Origin of the sequence: Flavobacterium plantiphilum (genome assembly GCF_046000495.1) — a bacterium.
GTDB lineage: Bacteria > Bacteroidota > Bacteroidia > Flavobacteriales > Flavobacteriaceae > Flavobacterium > Flavobacterium plantiphilum.
This window is the reverse complement of record NZ_JBELQA010000002.1, coordinates 217,500-241,466: the sequence shown is the minus strand read 5'-3', so window position 1 is coordinate 241,466 and position 23,967 is coordinate 217,500. Positions and strand designations below refer to the sequence as shown.

Sequence of the window (23,967 nt, the reverse complement as noted above, 5' to 3'; positions counted from 1 at the left end):
AAACGTCTTTTTGGCTGTAAAATTTCAGTCATAAAAAAAACGCAAAGTTCTAAATGAATTAAAACTTTGCGTCAGCAGTATTGTTTTTTTAATATTACAAATCAAATCCTAATTTCACGCCTAATTTCATAGCGATGATTTTAGTAATTCTTTGTTTTAATTCCGGTATTTTGATATTTTCTATAACTGCATTAGAGAAAGCGTACATCAATAAAGCTTTGGCTTCTTTTTTAGGAATTCCTCTTTGTTGCATATAGAATAAAGCCGTTTCGTCTAATTGCCCCACAGTACATCCGTGTGAACATTTTACATCATCGGCAAAAATTTCCAATTGTGGTTTCGCATTGATAGTTGCTTTATCACTCAATAAAATGTTGTTGCTTTTTTGGAAAGCATTCGTTTTCTGAGCTTCTTTTTCTACATACACTTTTCCGTTGAAAACTCCTGTTGAACGGTCCGAGAAGATTCCTTTGTAATCTTGGAAACTCTCACAGTTAGGTTCCGCATGATTTACTAATGTGTAGTGATCTACGTGTTGTTTTTCACCAATAATGGTAATTCCGTTCAGTGTACTTGTCAGCCTTTCGCCGTAGTGGTAGAAGTTCAGGTTGTTTCTGGTAAGGTTTCCACCAAAAGAAAAAGTATGCACAGAAGCATGGCTTTCTTTTTGCTGAGAAACATAAGTATTGTCAATTAGATTAGCCTGATGATTATCATTTTGAATTTTATAATAATCTACAATAGCACGTTTTTGAGCAAAAATTTCGGTAACTGAATTAGTCAGAACAGGATTTTCACTTAAACTTTGGTGACGTTCAATAATTTGTACATGAGAATTCTCGCCTACAATCACTAAGTTTCTCGGCTGTGTCATCAATGCTGATTCATTTCCTGTAGAGAAATACATGATTTCAATAGGTTTGTCAGCTACTTTGCTTTTTGGGATATTTATGTAAGCACCTTCACAGGCAAAAGCAGTGTTTAATGAAGTCAGGCTATCATCTTTACTGGCAATTTTGTTAAAATAATTATCAATAACCATTTTGTATTTTGGTTTTGTCAATGCCGAAGACATCAAACAAACGTCGATTCCATCGTGAGTGGTTGAAGACAAATGAGAACTAAAAATACCATCAATAAAAACTACTTTATAAGTATCGATTTCGTGAATAAAGTATTTTTTTACCTGATTAAATTCTATTGCACTGTCTTTTTTAGGAAAAACGGTAAAGTCATTTTTCAGTATGGCATTTAACGAAGTGTATTTCCAGGCTTCTTCTTTTTTAGTAGGGAAACCTTTTGTTTCAAAGTTTTTTAAAGCTGAAGTTCTCACATCATGCAGTTCTGAATGAACATCGATGCGCTCTTCAAAGGCCATGAACGATGATATTAATTTTTCTTTTAATTCCATTTTGTTTTTTAGTTGTGAGTTATAAGTTATGAGTTGTGAGTTTTGTAAACTGCTAACTGTAACTGTAAACTAATTCTATACTTCTTGCTCTTGTTTAATCCAGTCGTATCCTTTTTCTTCTAATTCTAAAGCCAGACTGGCGTCACCGGATTTTACAATTTTACCGTTATATAATACGTGAACAAAATCAGGAACGATATATTCTAATAATCTTTGGTAGTGTGTAATTACGATAATAGCGTTTTTATCACTTTTTAATTTGTTTACTCCATTAGCCACAATTCGTAAAGCATCGATGTCTAATCCGGAATCAGTTTCATCAAGAATAGCCAGTTTAGGCTCTAACATTGCCATTTGAAAAATCTCATTACGTTTTTTCTCTCCACCTGAAAACCCTTCGTTAAGAGAACGCGACAAAAATTTACGGTCAATTTCTAATAATTCTGATTTCTCACGAATTACTTTCAACATTTCGTTAGCCGGCATTTCTTCCTGACCATTGGCTTTACGGGTTTCGTTGATAGCGGTTTTCATGAAGTTGGTTACCGAAACTCCAGGAATTTCTACAGGATACTGGAACGAAAGAAATACGCCTTTGTGTGCTCTTTCTTCAGGAGCTAATTCAGAGATATCTTCGTTTTCTAACAAGATTTCACCTTCTGTAACTTCGTAGTTTTCATTTCCTGCAATGATTGCAGAAAGTGTACTTTTTCCGGCTCCATTCGGTCCCATAATTGCATGAACTTCTCCTGCTTTTACTTCAAGGTTAATTCCTTTAAGAATTTCTTTATCGCCTATTGAGGCTTGTAGATTTTTTATTGATAACATTTTTCGAATGTGTTTTTTATACTTTGATTATGATTATCCTACTGAACCTTCTAATGAGATTTCCAGTAATTTTTGAGCTTCAACGGCAAATTCCATTGGCAACTTGTTCAATACGTCTTTACTGAAACCGTTTACGATTAAGGCAATCGCTTTTTCAGTAGGTATTCCACGTTGGTTGCAATAGAAAACCTGATCTTCTCCAATTTTAGAAGTAGTTGCTTCGTGCTCAATTTTAGCGGTTGGATTTTTACTTTCGATATAAGGGAAAGTATGTGCTCCACAATTGTTACCCATTAATAAGGAATCACATTGAGAGAAGTTACGGGCGTTTTCGGCTCTTGGACTTATTTGCACTAATCCTCTGTAACTATTTTGAGATTTTCCTGCAGAAATACCTTTTGAAATAATAGTCGATTTAGTGTTTTTACCTAAATGAATCATTTTTGTTCCGGTATCTGCCTGCTGGAAGTTGTTTGTGACTGCAATAGAATAAAATTCGCCTACTGAATTATCTCCTTTTAATACACAGGAAGGATATTTCCACGTAATCGCAGATCCTGTTTCTACCTGAGTCCACGAAATTTTAGCATTGGTTTCGCATAAACCTCTTTTGGTTACAAAATTGTAAACTCCACCTTTTCCTTCTTTATTTCCAGGAAACCAGTTTTGAACCGTAGAATATTTAATTTCAGCATCGTCAAGTGCAATTAATTCTACCACTGCTGCGTGCAATTGATTTTCATCACGACTTGGAGCTGTACAGCCTTCTAAGTAAGACACATAACTTCCTTCATCGGCAATAACCAGAGTTCTTTCAAACTGACCTGTTCCCGCCTGATTGATACGGAAATAAGTTGATAATTCCATAGGGCATTTCACACCCTTTGGAATGTAACAAAAAGAACCATCAGAGAAAACAGCCGAGTTCAAAGCGGCATAAAAGTTATCTTTTTGCGGTACTACTGTTCCTAAATATTTACGTACTAATTCCGGATGTTCTTTGATAGCTTCAGAGATACTCATAAAGATAATCCCTTTTTCGCCTAATGTTTTCTTGAATGTAGTAGCAACAGAAACCGAGTCAACTACAATATCCATAGCTACATTATTCATCATTTTTTGCTCATCAACAGAGATGCCTAACTTTTTGTACATTTCCAAAAGTTCAGGATCTACATCGTCAAGTGTTTTATTCGGGTCTACCGTTTTTGGTGCTGAATAGTAAGAAATAGCCTGAAAATCAGGTTTAACATAATTTACATTGGCCCACTCCGGCTCAGTCATTTCTTCCCAGGCTTTGTAAGCTTCAATGCGCCAGTCCGTCATCCACTGAGGTTCGCCTTTCTTTTGTGAAATGGCACGAACAATATCTTCATTTAAACCAATAGGAAACGTTTCCGATTCCAAATTGGTGTAAAATCCGTACTCGTACTCTTTCGTTTCGAGTTCGATTTTTAAATCGTCTTCTGTATATTTACTCATTTTTTTTATTTAAATATTATTTTCTCCGGCAGCCTGTGAGACTTGGGTGAAAATTTAAAGATTAAAAAAATTCTTTAAAAAATTGTAGTCTGGTTTTACAAAGAAAAACTTTCTCCACATCCACAAGTTCTGCTTGCATTTGGGTTGTTAAAAACAAATCCTTTTCCGTTTAATCCACCTGAAAATTCTAAAATTGTTCCGGCCAGATATAGAAATGATTTTTTTTCTACGGCAATCGTAATGTCGTTGTCTATGAAGATTTTATCGTCTTCACCTTTGTTTTTGTCGAACTTTAAATCATAGGATAAGCCCGAGCATCCGCCGCTTTTAACACCTACTCTTACATAATCTGTGGCGGCATCAAAACCATCTTCTTTCATCAAGTCGATGATTTTCTTTTTGGCAGTATCAGAAACCTTTATCATTGTGTGTTGATTTTGTCTAAATTAACTGCAAAGATAAGGCATAAAAACGGTATTGCACAATAGATAACATTTTTATAACTAATAAGCAAATAGATAATAGTTATTTATCATAGTTATTTAGAATGAGTATATTTTATTTTGGTTTATTAAATAATATTGAGTCATTTTATTTTTACAAATGCATTCCTTTTGCATAAATTGCCATTGCTAATTATTTTAGAATTTTTTAAATAAAAGATATGAAACTTTATCCGATAGAAACCGGTAATTTTAAACTGGATGGCGGTGCCATGTTTGGTGTTGTACCCAAAACAATTTGGAACAAAACCAATCCCGCTGACGCTAATAATCTAATTGATATTGCTGCACGTTGTTTACTCATTGAAGATGGCAATCGCTTAATTTTGATTGATAGCGGAATGGGAAATAAGCAATCAGAGAAGTTTTTTGGGTATTATTCGCTTTGGGGAACGCATTCTATGGATGGTTCTTTAGCTAAATTTGGGTTTCACCGTGACGATATTACTGATGTATTTCTGACCCATTTGCATTTTGATCATTGTGGAGGTTGTATTCAGTGGAATGCAGATAAAACAGCTTACGAACCGGCTTTTAAAAATGCTCGATTTTGGTCGAATGAAAATCATTGGCAATGGGCAACTGAACCCAATTCCCGTGAAAAAGCTTCTTTTCTGAGTGAGAATATTTTGCCAGTGCAGCAAAGCGGACAGCTGCATTTTATTGCCAGAAACGAAGCCGATTTTTTAGAAAAATCAGAGTTGGATTTAGGAATTTTATTTGTTGATGGACATACCGAAAAACAGATGATTCCGCATATTCAGTACAAAGGTAAAACCATCGTTTTTTGTGCCGATTTGTTGCCAACAGCCGGACATATTCCTATTCCTTATGTGATGGGATACGATACAAGACCACTTTTAACAATGGATGAAAAGACAAAGTTCATGAACGCTGCAGCCGATAATAATTACTATTTATTTATGGAACATGATGCACATAACGAGATTATAACGGTGCAGCACACCGAAAAAGGTGTGCGATTATCGGAGGTTTTTAGTTGTGCTGATATCTTAATCTAGTGTTAATCCTGAAAATTTTCGAATAGAAAAATTATTTTTAATCTATATTTGAAATTGACAAAATAATGAATGTATATGAATACAGTAAAATCCCTTAGCCTTTCGCTGTTTTCTGCTATAGTTTTAGCAGGATGTGGGGCACAAAAATTGCCCAATTATAAATCAATAACTGCTATTACAGCGCCAGAAAATGTTACAAAAAAGAAGGCTTTAACGGATGACCAATTGAAGTTTTGGAATCAATATGATATCGTAAAAGATACCGTTCCCGGAATGAGTGTCAATAGAGCTTATGCCGAATTGCTTAAAAACAGAAAAGCTCAAAAAGTAATCGTTGGAATCGTAGATTCTGGCGTGGATATTGAACACGAAGACTTAAAATCAGTAGTCTGGACTAACCCAAAAGAAATTCCTGACAACGGAATTGATGATGATAAAAACGGCTATATAGATGATATTCATGGTTGGAATTTTCTGGGTGACATTACTAAAGAACATTTAGAATATGAGAGAATCATTAAAGACAAATCGCTGGTAGATGAAGCCACTTATCAGGAAGCTAAAAAAATCTACGATAAAAAAATCTCTGACGCACAGAACGAGAAAAACTATCTAGGTACTTTATTAGCTCAAGCAACTAAAGCGGACGATATTATTAAAAAACAATTAAAAAAAGAAATCTATACCTTAGATGAGGTGAAAACTATTGATTCTAAGGATACTTTGGTTCAAAAAAGCACTATGATTATCCAAAAGATGTTTTCTTTTGGGATGCCAATTGCCGATTTGAAGACAGAAATTCAAAAAGAATTAGACGCTAAAGAGGAACTCTTAAAAAAAGATAATTTAGATACAGACTATAGAAAAGTACTGGGAGATAACCCTAATGATATTGCCGATACTAATTATGGGAACAACAATGTCATAGGTCCCGATAAAAATGAAGCTTTACACGGAACTCATGTTGCCGGAATTGTAGCGCAGGTGAGAAACAACAACATTGGAGGAGACGGAATTGCTAATAATGTTGAAATCCTTACTGCACGTGCCGTTCCTGATGGAGATGAGTATGACAAAGATATTGCATTAGCGATTCGTTATGCTGTTGACAATGGAGCAAAAGTAATTAACGGAAGCTTTGGAAAAAGTTTTTCTCCACATAAAAACTGGGTTTTTGATGCTATAAAATATGCTGCTGAGAAAGATGTTTTAATCGTTCATGCCGCTGGAAATGATGCTAAAAATATTGATTTCTATGATAATTTCCCAAATGATTCTGAAGATAAAAAAACGGAGATTTCAGATAATTTAATCACTGTGGGCGCTTTGAATTTTGAATATGGAAAAAATATCGTGGCTCGTTTTTCAAACATTGGAAAAATAAATGTAGATGTATTTGCTCCCGGAGTAAAAATTTACGCTACAACTCCTGAGAATACCTATAAGTTTTTACAGGGAACTTCAATGGCTGCACCAAATGTTGCCGGAGTTGCAGCTTTAATTCGTTCGTATTATCCAAAATTGAAGGCTTCACAAGTAAAACAGATTTTGATGGATTCGGGTGTGGTAATCAGTAACGATGTTGTGGTAGGTGGAAATCCACAGGACGTTCGACCTTTTAATGAATTATCAAAAACTGGCAAAATAGTAAACGCTTATAACGCCATTTTGATGGCAAATCAAATGGCTAAAAAATAATTTTATAAATTAAAAATCAAATGGAAGGGTATTTATCCTTCCTTTTTTTATTAAATACAAATGAGAAAAATTCTGCTGTTATCGTTAATTTTATCAAATGCATTTTCTTTAGTTGCCCAAAATGCTCCTTATTGGCAGCAAGCCGTTGATTATAAAATGGATGTTGTTATGGATGCTAAGAAATATCAATACCAGGGCACGCAGGAACTGGTTTACACCAATAATTCTTCGGATACTTTGAAGAAAGTATATTATCATTTGTATCCAAATGCTTTCCAGCCCGGCAGCGAAATGGCCGAAAGAGCCGGTAATATCAAGGACGCCGATGCCCGAATGGTGAGAAAAACAAAAATGGATGGAAAAGAGGTTAAAGAAAACCGAATCCAGAATTTGAAACCCGATGAAACAGGCTATTTAAAAATCAGCAATTTTGAACAAGATGGTGTTGAAGCAAAAACAAAAATTACCGGTACTATTTTAGAAGTGGTTTTGGCAAAGCCCATTTTGCCTCATTCTAAAACTACTTTTACATTGAATTTTGACGGACAGGTTCCGGTTCAGATTCGTCGTTCGGGCAGAAACAATGTGGAAGGTATCGCTTTTTCGATGTCGCAATGGTATCCTAAAATAGCCGAATTTGATTTTGAAGGCTGGCATGCCGATCCTTATATCGCCAGAGAATTTCACGGTGTCTGGGGTAATTTTGATGTCAAAATTACTATTGATAAAGACTATGTTTTAGGAGGTTCAGGTTATTTACAAAACGCTAACGAAATAGGACATGGTTATCAGGAAAACGGTGTTGAAGTAAAATATCCCAAAAGAACCAAAAACCTGACCTGGCATTTTGTAGCGCCAATGGTACATGATTTTACCTGGGCAGCCGATAAAGAATACATCCATGATGTGGTAAAAGGACCCAATGATGTAGATTTGCATTTTTTATATAAAAACAATCCAAAGATTATTGAAAACTGGAAAAATCTACAACCTTTAATGGTTCAGGTGATGGATTTTTATAATAAAACAATTGGCGATTATCCGTACAAACAATATTCTTTTATTCAGGGTGGTGATGGCGGAATGGAGTATGCCATGTGTACTCTGATTTTAGGAAACGGAACTCTGGAAGGGATTTTTGGTACCGCTACTCACGAGTTAGGTCATGCCTGGTTTCAGCATATTTTAGCTTCTAATGAGTCTAAACATCCGTGGATGGATGAGGGTTTTACCACGTATGTAGAGGATTTGGCTGTCAATGAATTTGCAGTTAAAAAAGAATCAAATCCTTTTAAAACAAATTATTTACTGTATGCTGATTTGGTAAAATCAGGTAAAGAGCAGCCACAAACCACACATGGCGACAGGTACGACGAAAATCGCTCTTATAGTATTTCTTCTTATATCAAAGGAAGTATTTTTCTGTCGCAATTGGGTTATTTGATTGGTCAGGATAATTTAGCTAAGACGATCAAAAAATATTATCAGGATTTCAAATTCAAACATCCTACTCCTAATGATATTAAGCGTACTGCCGAACGCGTTTCGGGAGCAGAACTCGATTGGTATTTAAATGATTGGACACAAACGACAAACACTATTGATTACGGAATTAAATCCGTTACAGAAAAAGGAGCAACTACACTAGTAAGTTTGGAAAGAATAGGAAGCATGCCAATGCCTATTGATCTTTTAGTCGAATATACTGATGGAACTGTTGAAAGTTTCTATATTCCGTTGCGAATGATGTATTTTGAAAAAGAAAATCCGAATCCGTCAATAAAAAGAACAGTGTTGAATGACTGGCCTTGGGCTAACCCAAAATACGAGTTGACCATTTCAAAGCCTAAAAGCAGCATCAAAAAAATTACCATTGACCCAAGTGGTTTAATGGCTGATGTACAATTGAAAAATAATAGTGTTGAGGTGAAGTAGGGAGTTGCGTTAGGGATTGCAGTGTAAATCCTTTTGTTTTTCTCTTTAAAAAACAAAAGATTGAAACGAAAAGCCCGACCCTTGGGTAACGCCCAAAAAGAGCATTTTCATAGCAAGATTTGCCTCTTTTAATATCAATTTACTTTGTAACTTTGCCGTTCAATGAAAAATTCGATGAAAAACAAACTAGTATATATTTTTGGTCTGCTGATTTTGCTGGCTTCCTGTAAAGGAGAAGACGAACAAAAAAGGCTGGCTGAAAATGCCAAAGATGCCCAAAAGAAAAAAGTCATTTTTGAAAATATCAAAAAAGGCTGGGATTTTTATGACGAACCTATTAATGAAGCTACCGAAGAAACAGTAAAAACCTGGAATGAGTTGCGCTTGTTTATTGAGGAATTAGCTCGTAAACCTAAAATGACCATTAGTGCTTACCAGCAAAAAGCCAAAGCAATTTCTAAGAAAGCATTGGCACTACGAAATAATGTCCCGGAATTATTTAATAAACCCCAAATAAAAACCCGTATTTCAGTTTTGATTACTAAGGTTCGTCTGATGGATATGTACATTCATCTGGACGAAATTCCGGATCAGAAAGTAGTACAATTAGTGGGCGAAATCAATAAAGAACTAGCCACATTGCAACGTCAGATGGATATTTTAACGGAGAAAAGTAAAATTCCGGTTGAAGAAGGAGAAGATGAAATGAGAAGAATGTTATTGGATTCGGCTCGGGCGATTCCTAATAATCCGAATATGGTATTGCCCAATCCATCCGTTATCCCGGCCAGTACACGAGCAATAATTAACCCAAACGACGCCAGAGTTGAGTAAATCTGCCTTATATACCCTCTACGAAACTTCGCCTAAAACGCAGCAAATTGTTGCTTTATTACAGGAAAAAAATACAGTAAAATTACATTTGAGCGGTTTGCTGGGATCGGCTGTTTCATTCGTGATTCGTTCGGCGTTTAAAAAAGCAGAGCTTCCCTTTTTGGTGATTTTAAATAACAAAGAAGAAGCGGCTTATTATCTGAACGATTTAGAACAAATGATTGGCGAGCAGGATGTTTTGTTTTATCCCAGTTCGTACCGCCGTCCGTACCAAATAGAAGAAACCGACAATGCCAATGTTTTGCTTCGTGCCGAAGTATTAAACCGCATTAATTCCCGTAAAAAACCAGCGGTAATTGTGAGTTATCCCGAAGCACTTTTTGAAAAAGTGGTTACTCGTCGGGATTTGGATAAAAATACCTTGAAAGTAAGTGTGGGCGATAAAATTTCGATTGATTTTATCAATGAAGTTTTATTCGAATACGAATTTAAAAGAGTCGACTTTATAACGGAGCCAGGCGAATTTTCAGTTCGTGGCGGGATTGTGGATGTGTTTTCTTTTTCAAATGATAATCCGTACCGAATCGAGTTTTTTGGTGATGAGGTCGAAAGTATCCGGACTTTTGATGTGGCTACCCAATTGTCATTGGAACAACAAAAGAAAATTACCATTATTCCCAATGTAGAAAACAAGGTTTTTCAAGAAAATAGAGAGAGTTTTTTAGATTATATTTCGGAGCAAACAGTACTTTTTATTCAGAATACCGAGGATTTATTGGCACAATTAGACAAACAATTTGCAAGAGCCGAAGAAGCTTTTGAAAAATTGTCTAAGGATATCAAACATGCCACTCCGGAACAATTATTTCTGGATCAAAAAGCATTTGTAAAGCGTGCTCTGGATTTTTCGGTAGTTGAATTGAGTTCTAAAGCTATTTTTAGGACGACTAAGAAATTTGAATTTCACATTCAGCCGCAGCCTTCGTTCAACAAGCAATTTGATTTGTTGTTGAATAATTTGAGCGAGAATCATTTTAACGGATACAAAAATTATTTATTTTGTTCAAATGAAGCGCAGGCCAAACGTTTTCATGATATTTTCGAAACCTTGGACGAAGCCAATTCGGAGAATATCCGCAAACAATACAACACCATTGTTTTACCGATGTATCAGGGTTTTATTGATGAAGAACACCAAATTTCCTGCTACACCGATCATCAGATTTTCGAACGTTATCATAAATTTAGCATCAAAAACGGTTATTCGAAAAAACAGAATATCACCTTAAAAGAATTGACGACGCTTTCTGTTGGCGATTATGTAACGCATATTGACCACGGAATTGGGAAATTTGGCGGATTACAAAAAATCCAGGTCGAAGGAAAAACTCAGGAAGCGATTAAGCTCGTTTATGCCGATAATGACATTGTGTATGTGAGTATTCATTCGCTACACAAAATTTCAAAATACAATGGCAAAGACGGAACACCGCCAAAAATATATAAATTAGGTTCGAATGCCTGGAAGGCTCTGAAACAAAAAACCAAAGCGAGAGTCAAACATATTGCTTTCAATTTGATTCAATTGTATGCCAAAAGACGATTGGAAAAAGGTTATCAATATGCGCCGGACAGTTATTTGCAAAACGAATTAGAAAGTTCGTTTATTTATGAAGATACTCCGGACCAAACCAAATCGACTCAGGAAGTAAAATCCGACATGGAAAGCGATCGTCCGATGGATCGTTTGGTTTGTGGTGACGTAGGTTTTGGAAAAACCGAAGTTGCCATCCGTGCAGCATTTAAAGCGGTGGACAATAGCAAACAGGTAGCGGTTTTGGTGCCAACCACTATTTTAGCGTACCAGCATTTTAGAACTTTTTCGGAGCGATTAAAAGACATGCCGGTTTCTATTGGGTATTTGAACCGTTTTAGAACAGCGAAACAAAAAGCAGAAACTTTAAAACAACTAGCCGAAGGCAAACTGGATATTGTGATTGGAACGCATCAGTTGGTGAACAAAAATGTAGTTTTTAAAGACTTGGGCTTACTGATTGTGGATGAGGAACAAAAATTTGGCGTAAACGTAAAAGACAAGTTGAAAACCATTGCTGCTAATGTGGATACGCTGACTTTGACTGCAACGCCAATTCCTAGGACTTTACAGTTTTCGTTGATGGCGGCAAGAGATTTATCGGTGATTACAACTCCTCCGCCTAATAGATATCCTATTGAAACCAATGTCATTGGTTTTAGTGAAGAGGTAATCCGGGATGCGATTTCGTATGAAATTCAGCGTAACGGACAGGTTTATTTTATCAATAACCGAATTGAAAATATCAAAGAAGTAGCTGGAATGATTCAGCGTTTGGTACCAAATGCTAAAGTTGGAATCGGTCATGGCCAAATGGACGGAAAAAAACTCGAAGAGTTGATGCTGGCTTTCATGAATGGAGAATTTGATGTTTTGGTGGCGACAACCATTATCGAAAGTGGTTTGGACGTGCCTAATGCTAACACGATTTTTATCAATAATGCCAATAATTTCGGTCTGTCTGATTTGCACCAAATGCGTGGTCGTGTGGGTCGAAGTAATAAAAAAGCATTCTGTTATTTTATCTGCCCGCCTTATTCGTCCATGACCGAAGAAGCCAGAAAACGTATTCAGGCTTTGGAACAATTTAGTGAACTCGGCAGCGGATTTAATATCGCGATGAAAGATTTAGAGATTCGTGGTGCAGGAGATTTATTGGGTGGTGAACAATCCGGTTTCATTAACGAAATAGGTTTTGATACCTATCAGAAAATTATGAATGAGGCTATTGAAGAATTGAAAGAAAACGAATTCAAAGATTTGTATCCGGTGGAGAATGATATCGAAACCAAAGAATATGTAAAAGATCTGCAAATTGATACCGATTTTGAGTTGTTGTTTTCGGATGAATACATCAATAATATTTCAGAGCGAATGAATTTGTATAATGAATTGGCTGCCATAAAAAACGAAGAAGAGTTGGTTGTTTTCCAAAATAAACTGATTGACCGTTTTGGTCCTTTACCTCCTCGAGCCAATGCCTTAATGAACAGTATTCGCATCAAATGGGTTGCAACGAGAGTGGGAATTGAAAAATTGGTAATGAAACAAGGCAAGATGATTGGCTATTTTGTGTCCGATCAACAATCCGATTTTTACCAATCGAATCGTTTTCATAAGGTGTTACAATTTGTTCAAAAACATCCTTCACTTTGCAAAATGAAAGAAAAACAAACCGCTAACGGTTTGCGTTTGTTACTGACTTTTGATAACGTAAAATCGACTAGGAGAGCTTTGGAATTGATGGAGCTATTGGGAGGGAAAGATAATTAATGGTTTTTTTGTAGTACTTTGGTTAATTACGGTGTTGTCTGTCGATTACTTTATAAAACAGGGTTTGAAATGTATTTATTTTTACTAATTTAATATTTTTTTAACCCTAATGAGACCGTAATAAAATTTATGACCTTAAAAAAAACGTCCCCAAAAATACTTATTTTAGTAGTATCCTCCAGTGTTGTTTTTTTATTGCTTTATGCTGCTTTGTTTTATTATATTAATAAGACAGAAAAAGAAGCATATCAGAATGCTGTTGAATTATTTGAAAGTAAAATCAACCAGTTGTTAGTGTTGGAATCTAAACCCATTTTAACAGCTTTAAACAATGATACTAACTGGGATGAATTTGTAAATTTCATTGCTACAAAAGATAAAAGCTGGTATGAGGAAACCATCAATAACGAACTGGAAATTTACGGAGCTGATTATTTAGGTGTGTATGATCGGGACAAGCAGTTTATAATGCGTACGCCTACGCCGGTAATTAAAACGCTTGATTTTGTTCCTGAGAAAGCAATGACTTACCTGGATAATGTAAGGATGGGAAGGTTTTACTTAAAAATTCCCGAAGGAATTGTAGAGATAACCGGAGCAACGGTTCATCCTTCTGATGATCCTTTTAAAAACAAATCAGAACCTTCAGGTTATTTTTTTGCGGTACGTTTGATCAATGCTGATTTTATTCAGAATTTAGAAACTATTACTTCTTCTAAAATTAAATTTCTGGCCACTAATGACCGTATCCCTGAGGAAAGGCATGTTGTGAGTTCTGTTTATCTTCTGAAAGATTTTCAGGGAAAACCAATCGGGAAACTGTTGTTTGAAAGAAAATTTGATGTTTATTTTGAAAATACAATCAATATTTTATATGCAATAATCATTGTTTTTATAGTGTATTTGTTTGTAAGTGTTTTTTACACCCAAAAACTAATTTACCGGCCTCTTTACATGGTTCGGAAGGCACTTCAGAATGAAAGTAAAGCGGCAATAGCCGAATTAAAAAAGTCAAGTGGCGAATTCAGTTATATAGGAAATTTATTCGAAGAGAATAACAATCAGAAACAGGCACTGATAAAGGCAAAAATAAAAGCCGAAGAAGGAGACTTATTAAAAGCATCCTTTTTAGCTAATTTATCACATGAAATCAGAACACCCATGAACGCGATAAATGGTTTTACCGAACTGATTCTGAATACAGATATTGATAAAAAAGAGCGAATAGAATATTTAAACGTCATTCAGAAAAACGGTCAGAATCTGGTTTCTATTATTGATGATTTAATTGAAATGTCTAAAATAGATTCCAATCAGGTTTCGCCTAACTTTAGTGAAATTAATTTAGAATCCTGTATTGTAGAATTGTATAAAACCCTAAAAGTCACGATTCCTAAAACAAAAACTATAAAATTTAAACTGATAAAAAGCAGTGTCCCGGCAGAAAATAATATAATTACCGATGAAATTAAATTAAAACAGGTTATCATCAATTTGCTGACAAATGCCATTAAATACACCGACGAAGGTTTTGTAAAATTTAAATATGAAATAGACGAAGAACAAAATTTAATTCATTTTACTATTCAGGATAGCGGATCCGGAATCGAAGAAGATCATCATAAGCATGTTTTTGACCGATTTAAACGTGTTGAAAATGACAAATCCATACAGGTAGGAGGTTTAGGACTGGGACTTTCTATTTCAAAAGCCTATATTGAAATTCTGGGAGGAACCATTAGTTTTGAATCAAAAATGGGTGAGGGATCCACGTTTTATTTCTCCATTCCGTTGCAATATGTAAAATCAGAACCCATTATAGTAAAACCAATAAAAGAAAAAGAAGGAATGAAATCAGCCAATAAAACTATTTTGATTGCAGAAGATGACAATATTAATTTTCTGTTGTTCCAAAAAATGATGAAAGACAAGAATTTTGAAATTATCAGAGCTAAAAATGGTCAGGAAGCAGTAGATATTTGCATCAGCAATTCAAATATTGATCTGGTTTTAATGGATATCAAAATGCCGGTTTTAAACGGATTTGAAGCTGTTGAACAAATACGGCCTATTCGTCCTGAACTGCCTATTATTGCCCAGACGGCCTATTCTTCTTCTGAAGATAAGATGAAAATTGAAAAGGCAGGATTTGATGATTATATTACAAAGCCGCTAAGCAGAGAGCGTTTATTTGAACTGATAGATAAATACTAGAAATATTTTAATGAGGATACACAGAAATAACTGGATTCTGATTTTTGGGTTACTGTCAGTTTTTGGATTTTCCCAGGAAGATCAACAGCTAAAAGATACTCTTGTCAAAGAAAAAAAGCTAAGTTTAAATGTTGATATTGTCAACCGTTATCTGTGGCGTGGACAATGCTGGGGAGGTGATTATGCCGCTGTTCAGCCTACTATTGAATATGAAATTATTCCAAAGTTAACCTTAGGTTTTTGGGCAACTACTAATTTTAAAAAGGAATATTTTTATCCTGATGGAGAAACTTATTATAAAGGATATCAGGAAATAGATTTTTATGTGAGCTATCAGATTAATGATTTTTTGCAATTCCAGCTTTGGAATTACTACTGGCCTTCGGTGTCAAAGGTAGAAGGTGTAAGTAATAAGTTTTTTGATTTCGGTCCTGCAAGTTCGCAAACCATTGATGCGATGCTTTGTTTTGATTTTTCCGAAGGCTATCGATATCCTTTTAATGCCGTTATAAGTACATTTATAGGCGGAAATGATTACCGGTATGATGAAAATAATAATCCAAAACGCAATTACACTACTTATTTAGAATTGGGTTATACTTTTAATTTGTTCGAAAACTCGCCCTGTAAACAACTTCATACTATTTCATTAGCACCTGCCATTGGAGCTGTGCTTAATAATGAATCTGAATATTATTCTTTTGCAGATTATGATAAGCCTTCATTAGTGAATTTAAGTTTTAAAGCAACTAAAGAGTTTGATTTATCAAATGGAATTTCGATGCCCGTGTCCTTGAATTATATACATAATGCTGCTTCAGCAAACACTGATTTTTTTGGCAAAAATTTTCTGGTTGTAGGAATTAGTTTTGGATATTAATTATTTGATGATTTACTGATATTCTTATTGTTTGTATATTTGATTTTTACAAATTTGTATTTTTATGAAATTAAAATCAATTGACGAATTTTATGCCGAGATCACTGATTTTGACAGTGCGGAACAAATTTCTTTATTACCGGATGGGATTCAAAAAGAAATTGGTCATTTTAATGTTTTTAATATCAAAGATCTTTACGAAACATTCAATGAGAAACCCGTTATGCCTTATGACAGGAGAGCCTATTACAAAATAAGTTTGATAAAGGGCAAGAATAGGGCAGAATATGCAGATAAGGTAATTAATATTGAAAAACATGCCTTGTTATTTGCTACTCCAAAGATTCCATATCATTATGTTCCTCAGGATTTGCAACAACAATCTGGGCATTTTTGTGTTTTTACACCGGAATTTTTCACAAAAGATAAAAGCGGAATTGATTTAGAAACGCTCCCGATTTTCCAGCCGGAGGGTTTTCCGATTTTTGAAGTATCAGAGGAGGAAGCAGAAGCAATAGAGTTGATTTTTAAAAAAATACATGACGAAATTGTTTCGGATTATACCTATAAGTATGATTTAATCCGGAATTATGTTTCAGAGTTAATTCACTTTGGACAAAAACTTCAACCTGCAACAGCATTGTATTCTAAGCACAATTCGGCTGCCAGAGTGGCTTCACTTTTTGCAGAATTACTGGAAAGACAATTTCCTGTTGAGTCTTCGCGTCAAAGGTTAGAACTAAGAACACCGAAAGATTATGCCGATCGATTGTCTGTTCATGTGAACCATTTGAATAAAGTGCTGAAAGAGAACACAGGAAAAACCACCACCGAATTGATTAGCCGGCGTTTAATTTATGAAGCTAAAATTTTGTTGAAAGAAACGGACTGGAACATCTCCGAAATTGCTTATTCGTTAGGATTCGAAGAATTGGCACATTTCTCTAATTTTTTCAAAAAACAAACTACTTTGACTCCCATGTCTTTTAGGGATAAATAATTTGGATTTGAATTTTGCAAATTATCGATTGATATTTACAAGTTACAGGTCTTTGTTCATACTTAATTTTGTCTTGTTAATTTAAAATAAATTTTAAGATGGAATTCAAAAAAAATAAAATAGCACTGGTTACCGGCGGAAGCCGCGGATTAGGAAAAGAAATGGCTTTAAGTCTGGCTAAAAAAGGACTTGATGTATTAGTAACTTACCACAGTAAAATTGATGAAGCAAAAAAAGTTGTCAGCGAAATTGAAAAATTAGGACAAAGCGCAGCAGCTATTCAGTTGAATGTGGGGGAATCAGGTAGTTTTGATTCCTTTTTTGAAGAAGTAACCACTGTTTTGAAAAATACTTTTGCTACGGATAAAATTGATTTTTTAGTGAATAATGCCGGTGTAGGAGTTCATGAAAGTTTTATGACCACTACTGAGGAGCAACTTGATAATATGTTCAATATTCATTTTAAGGGAGTTTTTGTTTTAACTCAAAAAGCACTTTTGCTGATGAATAATGGAGGTGGAATTGTGAACGTTTCTTCAGGTTTGACCCGTTTTTCATTTCCCGGTTATGCCGCTTATGCCAGTATGAAAACAGCAATGGAAACATTGACAAAATATCAGGCTAAGGAATTAGGAGAAAGAAAAATCAGAGTAAATATAGTAGCACCGGGAGCTATAGCAACTGATTTTGGTGGTGGTGCAGTTCGGGATAACGAGCAGTTGAATCAGTTTGTTGCTTCTGTAACGGCTCTGGGAAGAGTCGGTTTGCCGGATGATATTGGAGGCGTAGTAGCGTTTTTGTGTACTGATGATGCTAAGTGGGTTAATGCACAACGTATTGAAGTTTCAGGCGGGATGAACTTGTAATCAAGTCAGTGTATAAATACGAAAGCTTCCAATCTTGTAGACTGGAAGCTTTCGTATTTTGTCTTTTTTTATTAATTCTTAAGATCTTTAATTACTTTAAAAGCCACATCCACCTGTTCTTCACTCACTAAAATGGTGAATTCATTAGAAGTCGAAATTACTTCATTAATGATAATGCCTTCCCAGGCCAAACGTTGAAAAATGAAGTAGTAAATCCCCGGAATGACAATATTTTCTTTTGGTAATTTAACTGTAATAGAAGCTAAATTGTCTAGTTTCTGAATTAGTTTTTCGTTAGAAAAATGTTTGTCTACCAGTTTGTTTACCGTATTACTTACCACAATATTGATTTCATTTACTCCTCTTGACGAAGTGTAAAACACATCCGGGAAACCGTTAATATCCGAAATTAACTCTGCTTGTTTGTTTAAAACGGTTTCAGAAACAGCAAATGTGTAGTCTGTCAGGGCAGAACGAACGGTAATCTCACCTATGTTTTTGATTACTTTGTTGATTTTATGATTCAATCTGAAATCCAGTTCTTCAGTCAGTCTTTTTAGAGACATGACAACAGCACCCTGTTTTACTTCTTTTCCAAATTCGCTCTCTAATTCCGACATGATATTTCGGGATAACGAGGTTAAATTGATAATTCCAAGCGACAAAGCATTTAATAAAAATGGTTTTGTTTTGATGTAATTTTCGACAATTGAAGAAACAGTTTTCATAATTAAATAGGTGTTTTTACTTAGTTTTTAATCTGATTTACTTAGATAAATCGTTAAAAATTCAGGCAAATATAATTAAAAAAACAATTTGTTACAAAAATAACAACAAAAAATATCGTTAAAAGTGATAAAAAGCGTCTGTAAGATGTTCTATTACAAAAGATTTATTCTCTAAATGGATGGCAATAATGTCAAATCTGACATTAATATCGAGATCTTTTTCAACTACGTAGTTATCGATAGCTTTCGTAAGTAGTTTTATTTTTTTTGAATTCACAAAGTCCTGCGGCAGACCAAATTCAATAGAAGAACGGGTTTTTACTTCGATAATAGCCAGTGTGTCTTCTTTTTGGGCAATAATATCGACTTCGGCTTTTTGAAAAGTCCAATTGGTTTCTATAATTGTATAGCCATTCTCTTTTAAAAAATGAACAGCCAGTTCTTCTCCCAGTTTTCCTAATTCGTTATGCTCCGCCATTACTGTATTTGTTTTAGCATATAAGCCATAAAAGTTTATTAAGTTCCGTAACCATTTATCTTGTGTGGACTTATATGGCTTATATGGTAAAATTAATTAATCCTGAAACTTTAGTGTGCTTTTTACCGGAGTAACTTCCATGGATACAGTACTGCCTAAAATCAAAGCCCTGTTGTCCTGAATGTGTCCGGCAGGAAAATTATATATTACAGGAATATCGTATTTCTTAGTCACATCTTCAATAATCTGAACAGCGTTTTTCCCCCACGGAATATCGTTGTCTTTCATTTTTGTCATAGAACCTACCACAATTCCTTTGATGCTTTCCAGACAGCCATTGCGTTTTAAGTTCATCATCATTCGGTCAATATGATATAAGTACTCGTCTAAATCTTCAATAAACAAGATTTTATCTTCACAATCAATTGCCGATGGAGAACCAAATAAACTGTATAAAATAGAAAGGTTTCCACCTACTAATTCCCCTTTTGCAAAGCCGGTTCTGTTCATAGGGTCAGAAGGGATTTCATAGCTTAAGGGTTGCTTAAATAATGCTTTTTTTAAAGTTTCCTTTGCTTCGGATGTTGCTCTGGGAGCAGTTACCGGCATAATCCCGTGAATAGTTTTATAACCCAAAGTGTTTAAATGATTGTGCAAAACAGTAATATCGCTAAAGCCTACAATCCATTTTGGATTTTGTCTGAATTTTGTAAAATCTAATAAATCAATAATACGAACCGTTCCGTAACCGCCTTTCACGCACCAAATGGCTTTGATGTTTGGGTTGTCTAGCTGGGTCTGGAAATCGGCAGTTCTTTCTTCATCAGATCCCGCTAACTGGTTATTGTCAAGTCCAATGCTTTTTCCAATAACCACTTCCAGTCCCCAGCTATGTAATAAATCGATGGCTGGCTGCAGATGGTTGTCCGTATATTTTCTGGCTGTGGCTACAATGGCAACGGTATCTCCTTTTTGTAAAGTGGCAGGTGTAATCATTTGTTGTTGTGCTTGAATGTTGAAAGATTGAAAAATAAAAATCAGAAATACACAGATGGTTCGGTTTGAAAATAAAATTCGAGAAGTAATCATATAGGTGTTTTTCCGGAATAGATACTAAATAAAGAGGCCTTTACCGGGCATTTAAACAAAGATAATCAAATTCAAAAATAATTTTAAAATTGTTACTTAAAATGTACTATTTTTACTAAAACTCCTTTAAAAAGAACGGGTTATGAAAATATTCAGAATACTTTTGTTACTCGCTTTGCTGTTTTTGTATCGAATTGGATTTTCACAGCAAAAAAGTTTTCGTATTCATACACTTGTGTTTTATAATTTTGAAAATCTTTTTGATACAATTAATGACCCGCATACTGATGATGATGAGTGGACACCAATGGGAAGTCAGCGGTGGACTTCTAAAAAATACCATCAGAAATTAGAAAGCTTAGCCCGCGTTCTGATTGAAACCGGTAAGCCGGAAAACAGTAATTCACCCACTTTTATTGGCTGTTCAGAAATTGAAAACCGAGGTGTTTTAGAAGATTTAGTATTACAGCCTAAAATGGTTCTGCAGGATTATGGTATTATCCATTTTGATTCACCTGATAAAAGAGGGATTGATGTGGCTTTATTATTTCAAAAGAAATATTTCTTACCAACATCTTATGCTAATATTCCGCTTTATATTTACAAAAAGGAGGTTGAAATTCAAGAGTTAGTAACGCCTTTAGAAGATTCAGACCAGAATGAGGCTGTTACAACATACGATAATCGTGTTTTTACCAGGGATCAATTGCTGGTTACAGGTTTCCTTGATGGGGAAGAAATCAATATTATAGTCAATCACTGGCCGTCTCGTTCCGGAGGTGAGAAAAAATCAAGTCCGTTCAGAGAAGCAGCCGGAATGTTAAACCGTAAAATAATTGACTCTTTACAAAAAATAAATCCTGATGCTAAGGTAATTACACTGGGCGATTTGAATGATGGTCCCTTTAATAACAGTATTAAAAAAGCGCTGGGTGCAAAAGCTAAAAAGCAGGATGTACCTGAATTTGGAATTTACAATCCTTTTGAAGAAATGGCTAAGAAAGGCTTGGGAACTATAGCATTTCGGGATTCATGGGATATTTTTGACCAAATTATGGTGACGCAATCCTTAATTAAAAATGATTTTTCTACATATCAGTATTGGAAAGCAGGAATTTTCAATAAAAGTTATCTGATTCAGAATTCCGGACAATATAAGGGATATCCCAAACGACATTCCGCTACCGAAGTGGGTTTTAGCGATCATTTTCCGGTTTATATTTATTTGATTAAGGAAGCTAAATGATGTTTTGTTTGTTACACAAAGATTCAAAGATTTTTTATAAAATGAATATTAGATAAAGTTCTTAAGATTTTATTTCAATCTGTTTCTTTGCGTGTCTCTGGGTTTATTAATGAATCTGGGTGAAACCAAAATTCTTTTTTTTCGTACCTTAGCTTTTCTTAAAAAAAAATAACTCAAAATGGCAATTTCAAAACCTTTTAATCTTACTAAATGGATTGACGAAAACCGTCAATTACTTAAACCACCTGTTGGTAACAAAAACCTATATGTAGATTCAGGTGATTACATTGTGATGGTTGTTGCGGGACCAAATGCCCGAAAAGATTTTCATTATAATGAGACCGAAGAATTATTTTATCAGTTGGAAGGTTCGATTGAAGTGCACATTCAGGAAGATGGCGAGCGTAAAGTAATGCAACTCAATGCCGGTGATATGTATTTACATCCGGCGGCAATCCCACACTCTCCGGTTCGTTCCGAAGGTTCTATAGGTCTTGTAATTGAAAGAAAAAGAGCTGGAAAGGGGTTTACTGACGGTTTGTTGTGGTATTGTGACAACTGCAATCATAAGCTGTACGAAGTTTATTTTGAACTCAACAATATCGAAAAAGATTTCCTGCCTCATTTTGAACATTTTTACAACTCCGAAGAACTTCGAACTTGCGAAAAATGCGGAACGGTTATGGAAACCGACCCAAGATTTACTGCCAAAAAGTAATTTTTTCAGGAGCTATTTCCCGTTATCCGCTCTATCTTTTCCTGCTTAAAGAAAGCAGGAAAAGGATGCCGCTGCTACCGGGGCTAAAACACGAAACCTACAAACTACCATGACAACAATCGCAACACAATTTGGAATTAAAGAAGCTTTAGCGCAATTAGGAATTTCTGATATAAATAACGGAACATCAACTGGAGCCGACTCTTTTTCTTCAGGAGCAATTCTGGAAAGTTATTCTCCTGTAGATGGTCAGCTGATTGCAAAAGTAAAAACCACTTCCGCAGCTGATTACGAAAAAGTAATGCAGACTGCTACAGAAGCTTTCCAATCTTTCCGATTATTGCCTGCACCACAACGTGGTGAAATTGTACGTCAGTTTGGAGAAAAATTACGTCAGAATAAAGAAGCCTTAGGTAAATTAGTTTCTTACGAAATGGGGAAATCCCTGCAGGAAGGCTATGGAGAAGTTCAGGAAATGATTGACATTTGCGATTTTGCGGTTGGACTTTCCCGACAATTACACGGATTAACCATGCACTCGGAACGTCCTAATCACAGGATGTATGAGCAATATCATCCGTTGGGTGTGGTGGGAATTATATCCGCATTCAATTTTCCGGTTGCGGTTTGGTCCTGGAATGCAGCTTTAGCTTTAGTTTGTGGAGATGTTTGTGTTTGGAAACCATCGGAAAAAACACCTCTTTGCGGAATTGCCTGCCAAAATATTTTAGCCGGGGTTTTACAGGAAAATAAGCTGCCGAAAGGCATTTCCTGTCTAATTAATGGCGATTTCAAGATAGGAGAATTATTGACTACAGATTCGAGAATTCCGTTAATTTCAGCTACAGGTTCTACCCGAATGGGAAAAATTGTGGCACAAACTGTTGCGGCTCGTCTAGGTAAAACTTTATTAGAATTAGGCGGAAACAATGCCATAATTGTTACTCCCGATGCCGATATTAAAATGACTGTTATCGGAGCAGTTTTTGGAGCAGTGGGAACAGCGGGACAACGTTGTACTTCGACACGTCGATTAATTATTCATGAAAGTATTTATGATAAAGTGGCAGCTGCTTTGGTTGCGGCTTACCAGCAATTGCGTATTGGAAATCCATTGGACGAAAAAAATCACGTAGGACCACTAATTGATCTTGATGCAGTTGATAAATACAATAAAGCTTTACAAAAAGCAGTTGCCGAAGGAGCTAAAATTCTGGTAGACGGAGCAGTGCTTTCCGGTTCCGGATATGAAAGTGGCTGTTATGTGCAACCCGCCATTGTGGAAGCTGAGAATTCCTTTGAAATTGTACAACAGGAAACTTTTGCTCCTATTTTGTATTTGCTAAAGTATTCAGGAACTGTTGATAATGCTATTACAATACAAAATAATGTTGCTCAGGGATTGTCATCAGCAATTATGACGAACAACCTGCGAGAAGCCGAATTATTTTTATCTGTTGCAGGTTCTGATTGCGGAATTGCCAATGTGAATATTGGAACTTCCGGAGCTGAAATTGGTGGGGCTTTTGGTGGAGAAAAAGAAACAGGCGGCGGCCGCGAATCGGGTTCAGATGCCTGGAAAATCTATATGCGACGTCAAACCAACACTATTAATTACGGCAGTACTTTGCCATTGGCACAAGGAATAAAATTTGATTTGTAAATATT

At 35.4% G+C, this 23,967-nt stretch carries 19 protein-coding genes; 12 read left to right on the top strand and 7 right to left on the bottom strand.

Annotation, left to right across the window (positions count from 1 at the left end):
- Nucleotides 1-94: 94 nt before the first annotated feature.
- The 4 genes from sufD to ABS764_RS03805 all read right to left on the bottom strand — a co-directional run bounded on the left by sufD (nt 95) and on the right by ABS764_RS03805 (nt 4,146).
- Nucleotides 95-1,411 (bottom strand): Fe-S cluster assembly protein SufD, encoded by a 1,317-nt coding sequence (gene sufD, locus ABS764_RS03820; protein WP_408080146.1) that lies wholly within the window; start codon nt 1,409-1,411, stop codon nt 95-97.
- 75 nt (nt 1,412-1,486) lie between these two features.
- Nucleotides 1,487-2,239 (bottom strand): Fe-S cluster assembly ATPase SufC, encoded by a 753-nt coding sequence (gene sufC, locus ABS764_RS03815; RefSeq protein WP_408080144.1) that lies wholly within the window; start codon nt 2,237-2,239, stop codon nt 1,487-1,489.
- A 33-nt stretch (nt 2,240-2,272) separates the two neighbouring features.
- On the bottom strand, nt 2,273-3,721 hold the full coding sequence (gene sufB, locus ABS764_RS03810; protein ID WP_408080142.1) for a Fe-S cluster assembly protein SufB: 1,449 nt from the start codon (nt 3,719-3,721) through the stop codon (nt 2,273-2,275).
- A 95-nt stretch (nt 3,722-3,816) separates the two neighbouring features.
- Entirely contained in the window at nt 3,817-4,146 is a 330-nt protein-coding gene (locus ABS764_RS03805) for a HesB/IscA family protein (protein ID WP_408080140.1), read from the bottom strand.
- Between the two features lie 239 nt (nt 4,147-4,385).
- Here ABS764_RS03805 and ABS764_RS03800 point away from each other — a divergent pair, with 239 nt between their 5' ends.
- The 9 genes from ABS764_RS03800 to ABS764_RS03760 all read left to right on the top strand — a co-directional run bounded on the left by ABS764_RS03800 (nt 4,386) and on the right by ABS764_RS03760 (nt 18,040).
- A complete protein-coding gene (locus ABS764_RS03800; protein ID WP_408080138.1) occupies nt 4,386-5,246 on the top strand; it encodes an MBL fold metallo-hydrolase in 861 nt (286 codons plus the stop codon).
- Between the two features lie 75 nt (nt 5,247-5,321).
- A complete protein-coding gene (locus ABS764_RS03795; protein ID WP_408080136.1) occupies nt 5,322-6,944 on the top strand; it encodes a S8 family peptidase in 1,623 nt (540 codons plus the stop codon).
- A 60-nt stretch (nt 6,945-7,004) separates the two neighbouring features.
- Complete coding sequence (locus ABS764_RS03790) at nt 7,005-8,879, top strand: M1 family metallopeptidase (protein ID WP_408080134.1); 1,875 nt, start codon at nt 7,005-7,007, stop codon at nt 8,877-8,879.
- A 174-nt stretch (nt 8,880-9,053) separates the two neighbouring features.
- Complete coding sequence (locus ABS764_RS03785; protein WP_408080132.1) at nt 9,054-9,713, top strand: hypothetical protein; 660 nt, start codon at nt 9,054-9,056, stop codon at nt 9,711-9,713.
- On the top strand, nt 9,706-13,080 hold the full coding sequence (gene mfd, locus ABS764_RS03780; protein WP_408080130.1) for a transcription-repair coupling factor: 3,375 nt from the start codon (nt 9,706-9,708) through the stop codon (nt 13,078-13,080). Before ABS764_RS03785 ends, mfd begins: the two co-directional genes overlap by 8 nt.
- A 129-nt stretch (nt 13,081-13,209) precedes the next feature.
- Nucleotides 13,210-15,294 (top strand): ATP-binding protein, encoded by a 2,085-nt coding sequence (locus tag ABS764_RS03775; protein WP_408080128.1) that lies wholly within the window; start codon nt 13,210-13,212, stop codon nt 15,292-15,294.
- Between the two features lie 10 nt (nt 15,295-15,304).
- Nucleotides 15,305-16,174 carry a hypothetical protein gene (locus ABS764_RS03770; protein WP_408080126.1) on the top strand — a complete coding sequence of 290 codons (870 nt, stop codon included), beginning with the start codon at nt 15,305-15,307 and terminating at the stop codon, nt 16,172-16,174.
- 64 nt (nt 16,175-16,238) lie between these two features.
- Complete coding sequence (locus ABS764_RS03765; protein ID WP_408080124.1) at nt 16,239-17,174, top strand: helix-turn-helix domain-containing protein; 936 nt, start codon at nt 16,239-16,241, stop codon at nt 17,172-17,174.
- A gap of 98 nt (nt 17,175-17,272) precedes the next feature.
- Entirely contained in the window at nt 17,273-18,040 is a 768-nt protein-coding gene (locus ABS764_RS03760; RefSeq protein WP_408080122.1) for an SDR family NAD(P)-dependent oxidoreductase, read from the top strand.
- Nucleotides 18,041-18,111: 71 nt separating this feature from the next.
- Here the strand turns inward: ABS764_RS03760 and ABS764_RS03755 are convergent, their stop codons facing one another.
- The 3 genes from ABS764_RS03755 to ABS764_RS03745 all read right to left on the bottom strand — a co-directional run bounded on the left by ABS764_RS03755 (nt 18,112) and on the right by ABS764_RS03745 (nt 20,242).
- Entirely contained in the window at nt 18,112-18,768 is a 657-nt protein-coding gene (locus ABS764_RS03755) for an aspartate kinase (RefSeq protein WP_071184243.1), read from the bottom strand.
- A 118-nt stretch (nt 18,769-18,886) separates the two neighbouring features.
- Nucleotides 18,887-19,246: a YraN family protein gene (locus ABS764_RS03750; RefSeq protein ID WP_408080119.1), complete on the bottom strand. Its 360-nt coding sequence runs from the start codon at nt 19,244-19,246 to the stop codon at nt 18,887-18,889.
- A 96-nt stretch (nt 19,247-19,342) separates the two neighbouring features.
- On the bottom strand, nt 19,343-20,242 hold the full coding sequence (locus ABS764_RS03745; RefSeq protein WP_408080117.1) for a S66 peptidase family protein: 900 nt from the start codon (nt 20,240-20,242) through the stop codon (nt 19,343-19,345).
- A gap of 235 nt (nt 20,243-20,477) precedes the next feature.
- On the opposite strand from ABS764_RS03745, the gene ABS764_RS03740 reads away from it, so the two are divergent.
- The 3 genes from ABS764_RS03740 to amaB all read left to right on the top strand — a co-directional run bounded on the left by ABS764_RS03740 (nt 20,478) and on the right by amaB (nt 23,962).
- Nucleotides 20,478-21,581, top strand: coding sequence for an endonuclease/exonuclease/phosphatase family protein (locus ABS764_RS03740; RefSeq protein WP_408080115.1), 1,104 nt, complete (start codon nt 20,478-20,480; stop codon nt 21,579-21,581).
- Nucleotides 21,582-21,759: 178 nt separating this feature from the next.
- Complete coding sequence (locus ABS764_RS03735) at nt 21,760-22,299, top strand: 3-hydroxyanthranilate 3,4-dioxygenase (RefSeq protein ID WP_408080113.1); 540 nt, start codon at nt 21,760-21,762, stop codon at nt 22,297-22,299.
- 109 nt (nt 22,300-22,408) lie between these two features.
- Nucleotides 22,409-23,962, top strand: a complete 1,554-nt coding sequence (gene amaB / locus ABS764_RS03730) for an L-piperidine-6-carboxylate dehydrogenase (RefSeq protein WP_408080111.1) — start codon at nt 22,409-22,411, stop codon at nt 23,960-23,962.
- Nucleotides 23,963-23,967 lie beyond the last annotated feature (5 nt).

Coding starts and splice junctions, on each gene's coding strand:
- sufD (WP_408080146.1), bottom strand. CDS start 1,411: ATGGAATTAAAAGAAAAATTAATATCATCGTTCATGGCCTTTGAAGAG.
- sufC (WP_408080144.1), bottom strand. CDS start 2,239: ATGTTATCAATAAAAAATCTACAAGCCTCAATAGGCGATAAAGAAATT.
- sufB (WP_408080142.1), bottom strand. CDS start 3,721: ATGAGTAAATATACAGAAGACGATTTAAAAATCGAACTCGAAACGAAA.
- ABS764_RS03805 (WP_408080140.1), bottom strand. CDS start 4,146: ATGATAAAGGTTTCTGATACTGCCAAAAAGAAAATCATCGACTTGATG.
- ABS764_RS03800 (WP_408080138.1), top strand. CDS start 4,386: ATGAAACTTTATCCGATAGAAACCGGTAATTTTAAACTGGATGGCGGT.
- ABS764_RS03795 (WP_408080136.1), top strand. CDS start 5,322: ATGAATACAGTAAAATCCCTTAGCCTTTCGCTGTTTTCTGCTATAGTT.
- ABS764_RS03790 (WP_408080134.1), top strand. CDS start 7,005: ATGAGAAAAATTCTGCTGTTATCGTTAATTTTATCAAATGCATTTTCT.
- ABS764_RS03785 (WP_408080132.1), top strand. CDS start 9,054: ATGAAAAACAAACTAGTATATATTTTTGGTCTGCTGATTTTGCTGGCT.
- ABS764_RS03775 (WP_408080128.1), top strand. CDS start 13,210: ATGACCTTAAAAAAAACGTCCCCAAAAATACTTATTTTAGTAGTATCC.
- ABS764_RS03770 (WP_408080126.1), top strand. CDS start 15,305: ATGAGGATACACAGAAATAACTGGATTCTGATTTTTGGGTTACTGTCA.
- ABS764_RS03765 (WP_408080124.1), top strand. CDS start 16,239: ATGAAATTAAAATCAATTGACGAATTTTATGCCGAGATCACTGATTTT.
- ABS764_RS03760 (WP_408080122.1), top strand. CDS start 17,273: ATGGAATTCAAAAAAAATAAAATAGCACTGGTTACCGGCGGAAGCCGC.
- ABS764_RS03755 (WP_071184243.1), bottom strand. CDS start 18,768: ATGAAAACTGTTTCTTCAATTGTCGAAAATTACATCAAAACAAAACCA.
- ABS764_RS03750 (WP_408080119.1), bottom strand. CDS start 19,246: ATGGCGGAGCATAACGAATTAGGAAAACTGGGAGAAGAACTGGCTGTT.
- ABS764_RS03745 (WP_408080117.1), bottom strand. CDS start 20,242: ATGATTACACCTGCCACTTTACAAAAAGGAGATACCGTTGCCATTGTA.
- ABS764_RS03740 (WP_408080115.1), top strand. CDS start 20,478: ATGAAAATATTCAGAATACTTTTGTTACTCGCTTTGCTGTTTTTGTAT.
- ABS764_RS03735 (WP_408080113.1), top strand. CDS start 21,760: ATGGCAATTTCAAAACCTTTTAATCTTACTAAATGGATTGACGAAAAC.
- amaB (WP_408080111.1), top strand. CDS start 22,409: ATGACAACAATCGCAACACAATTTGGAATTAAAGAAGCTTTAGCGCAA.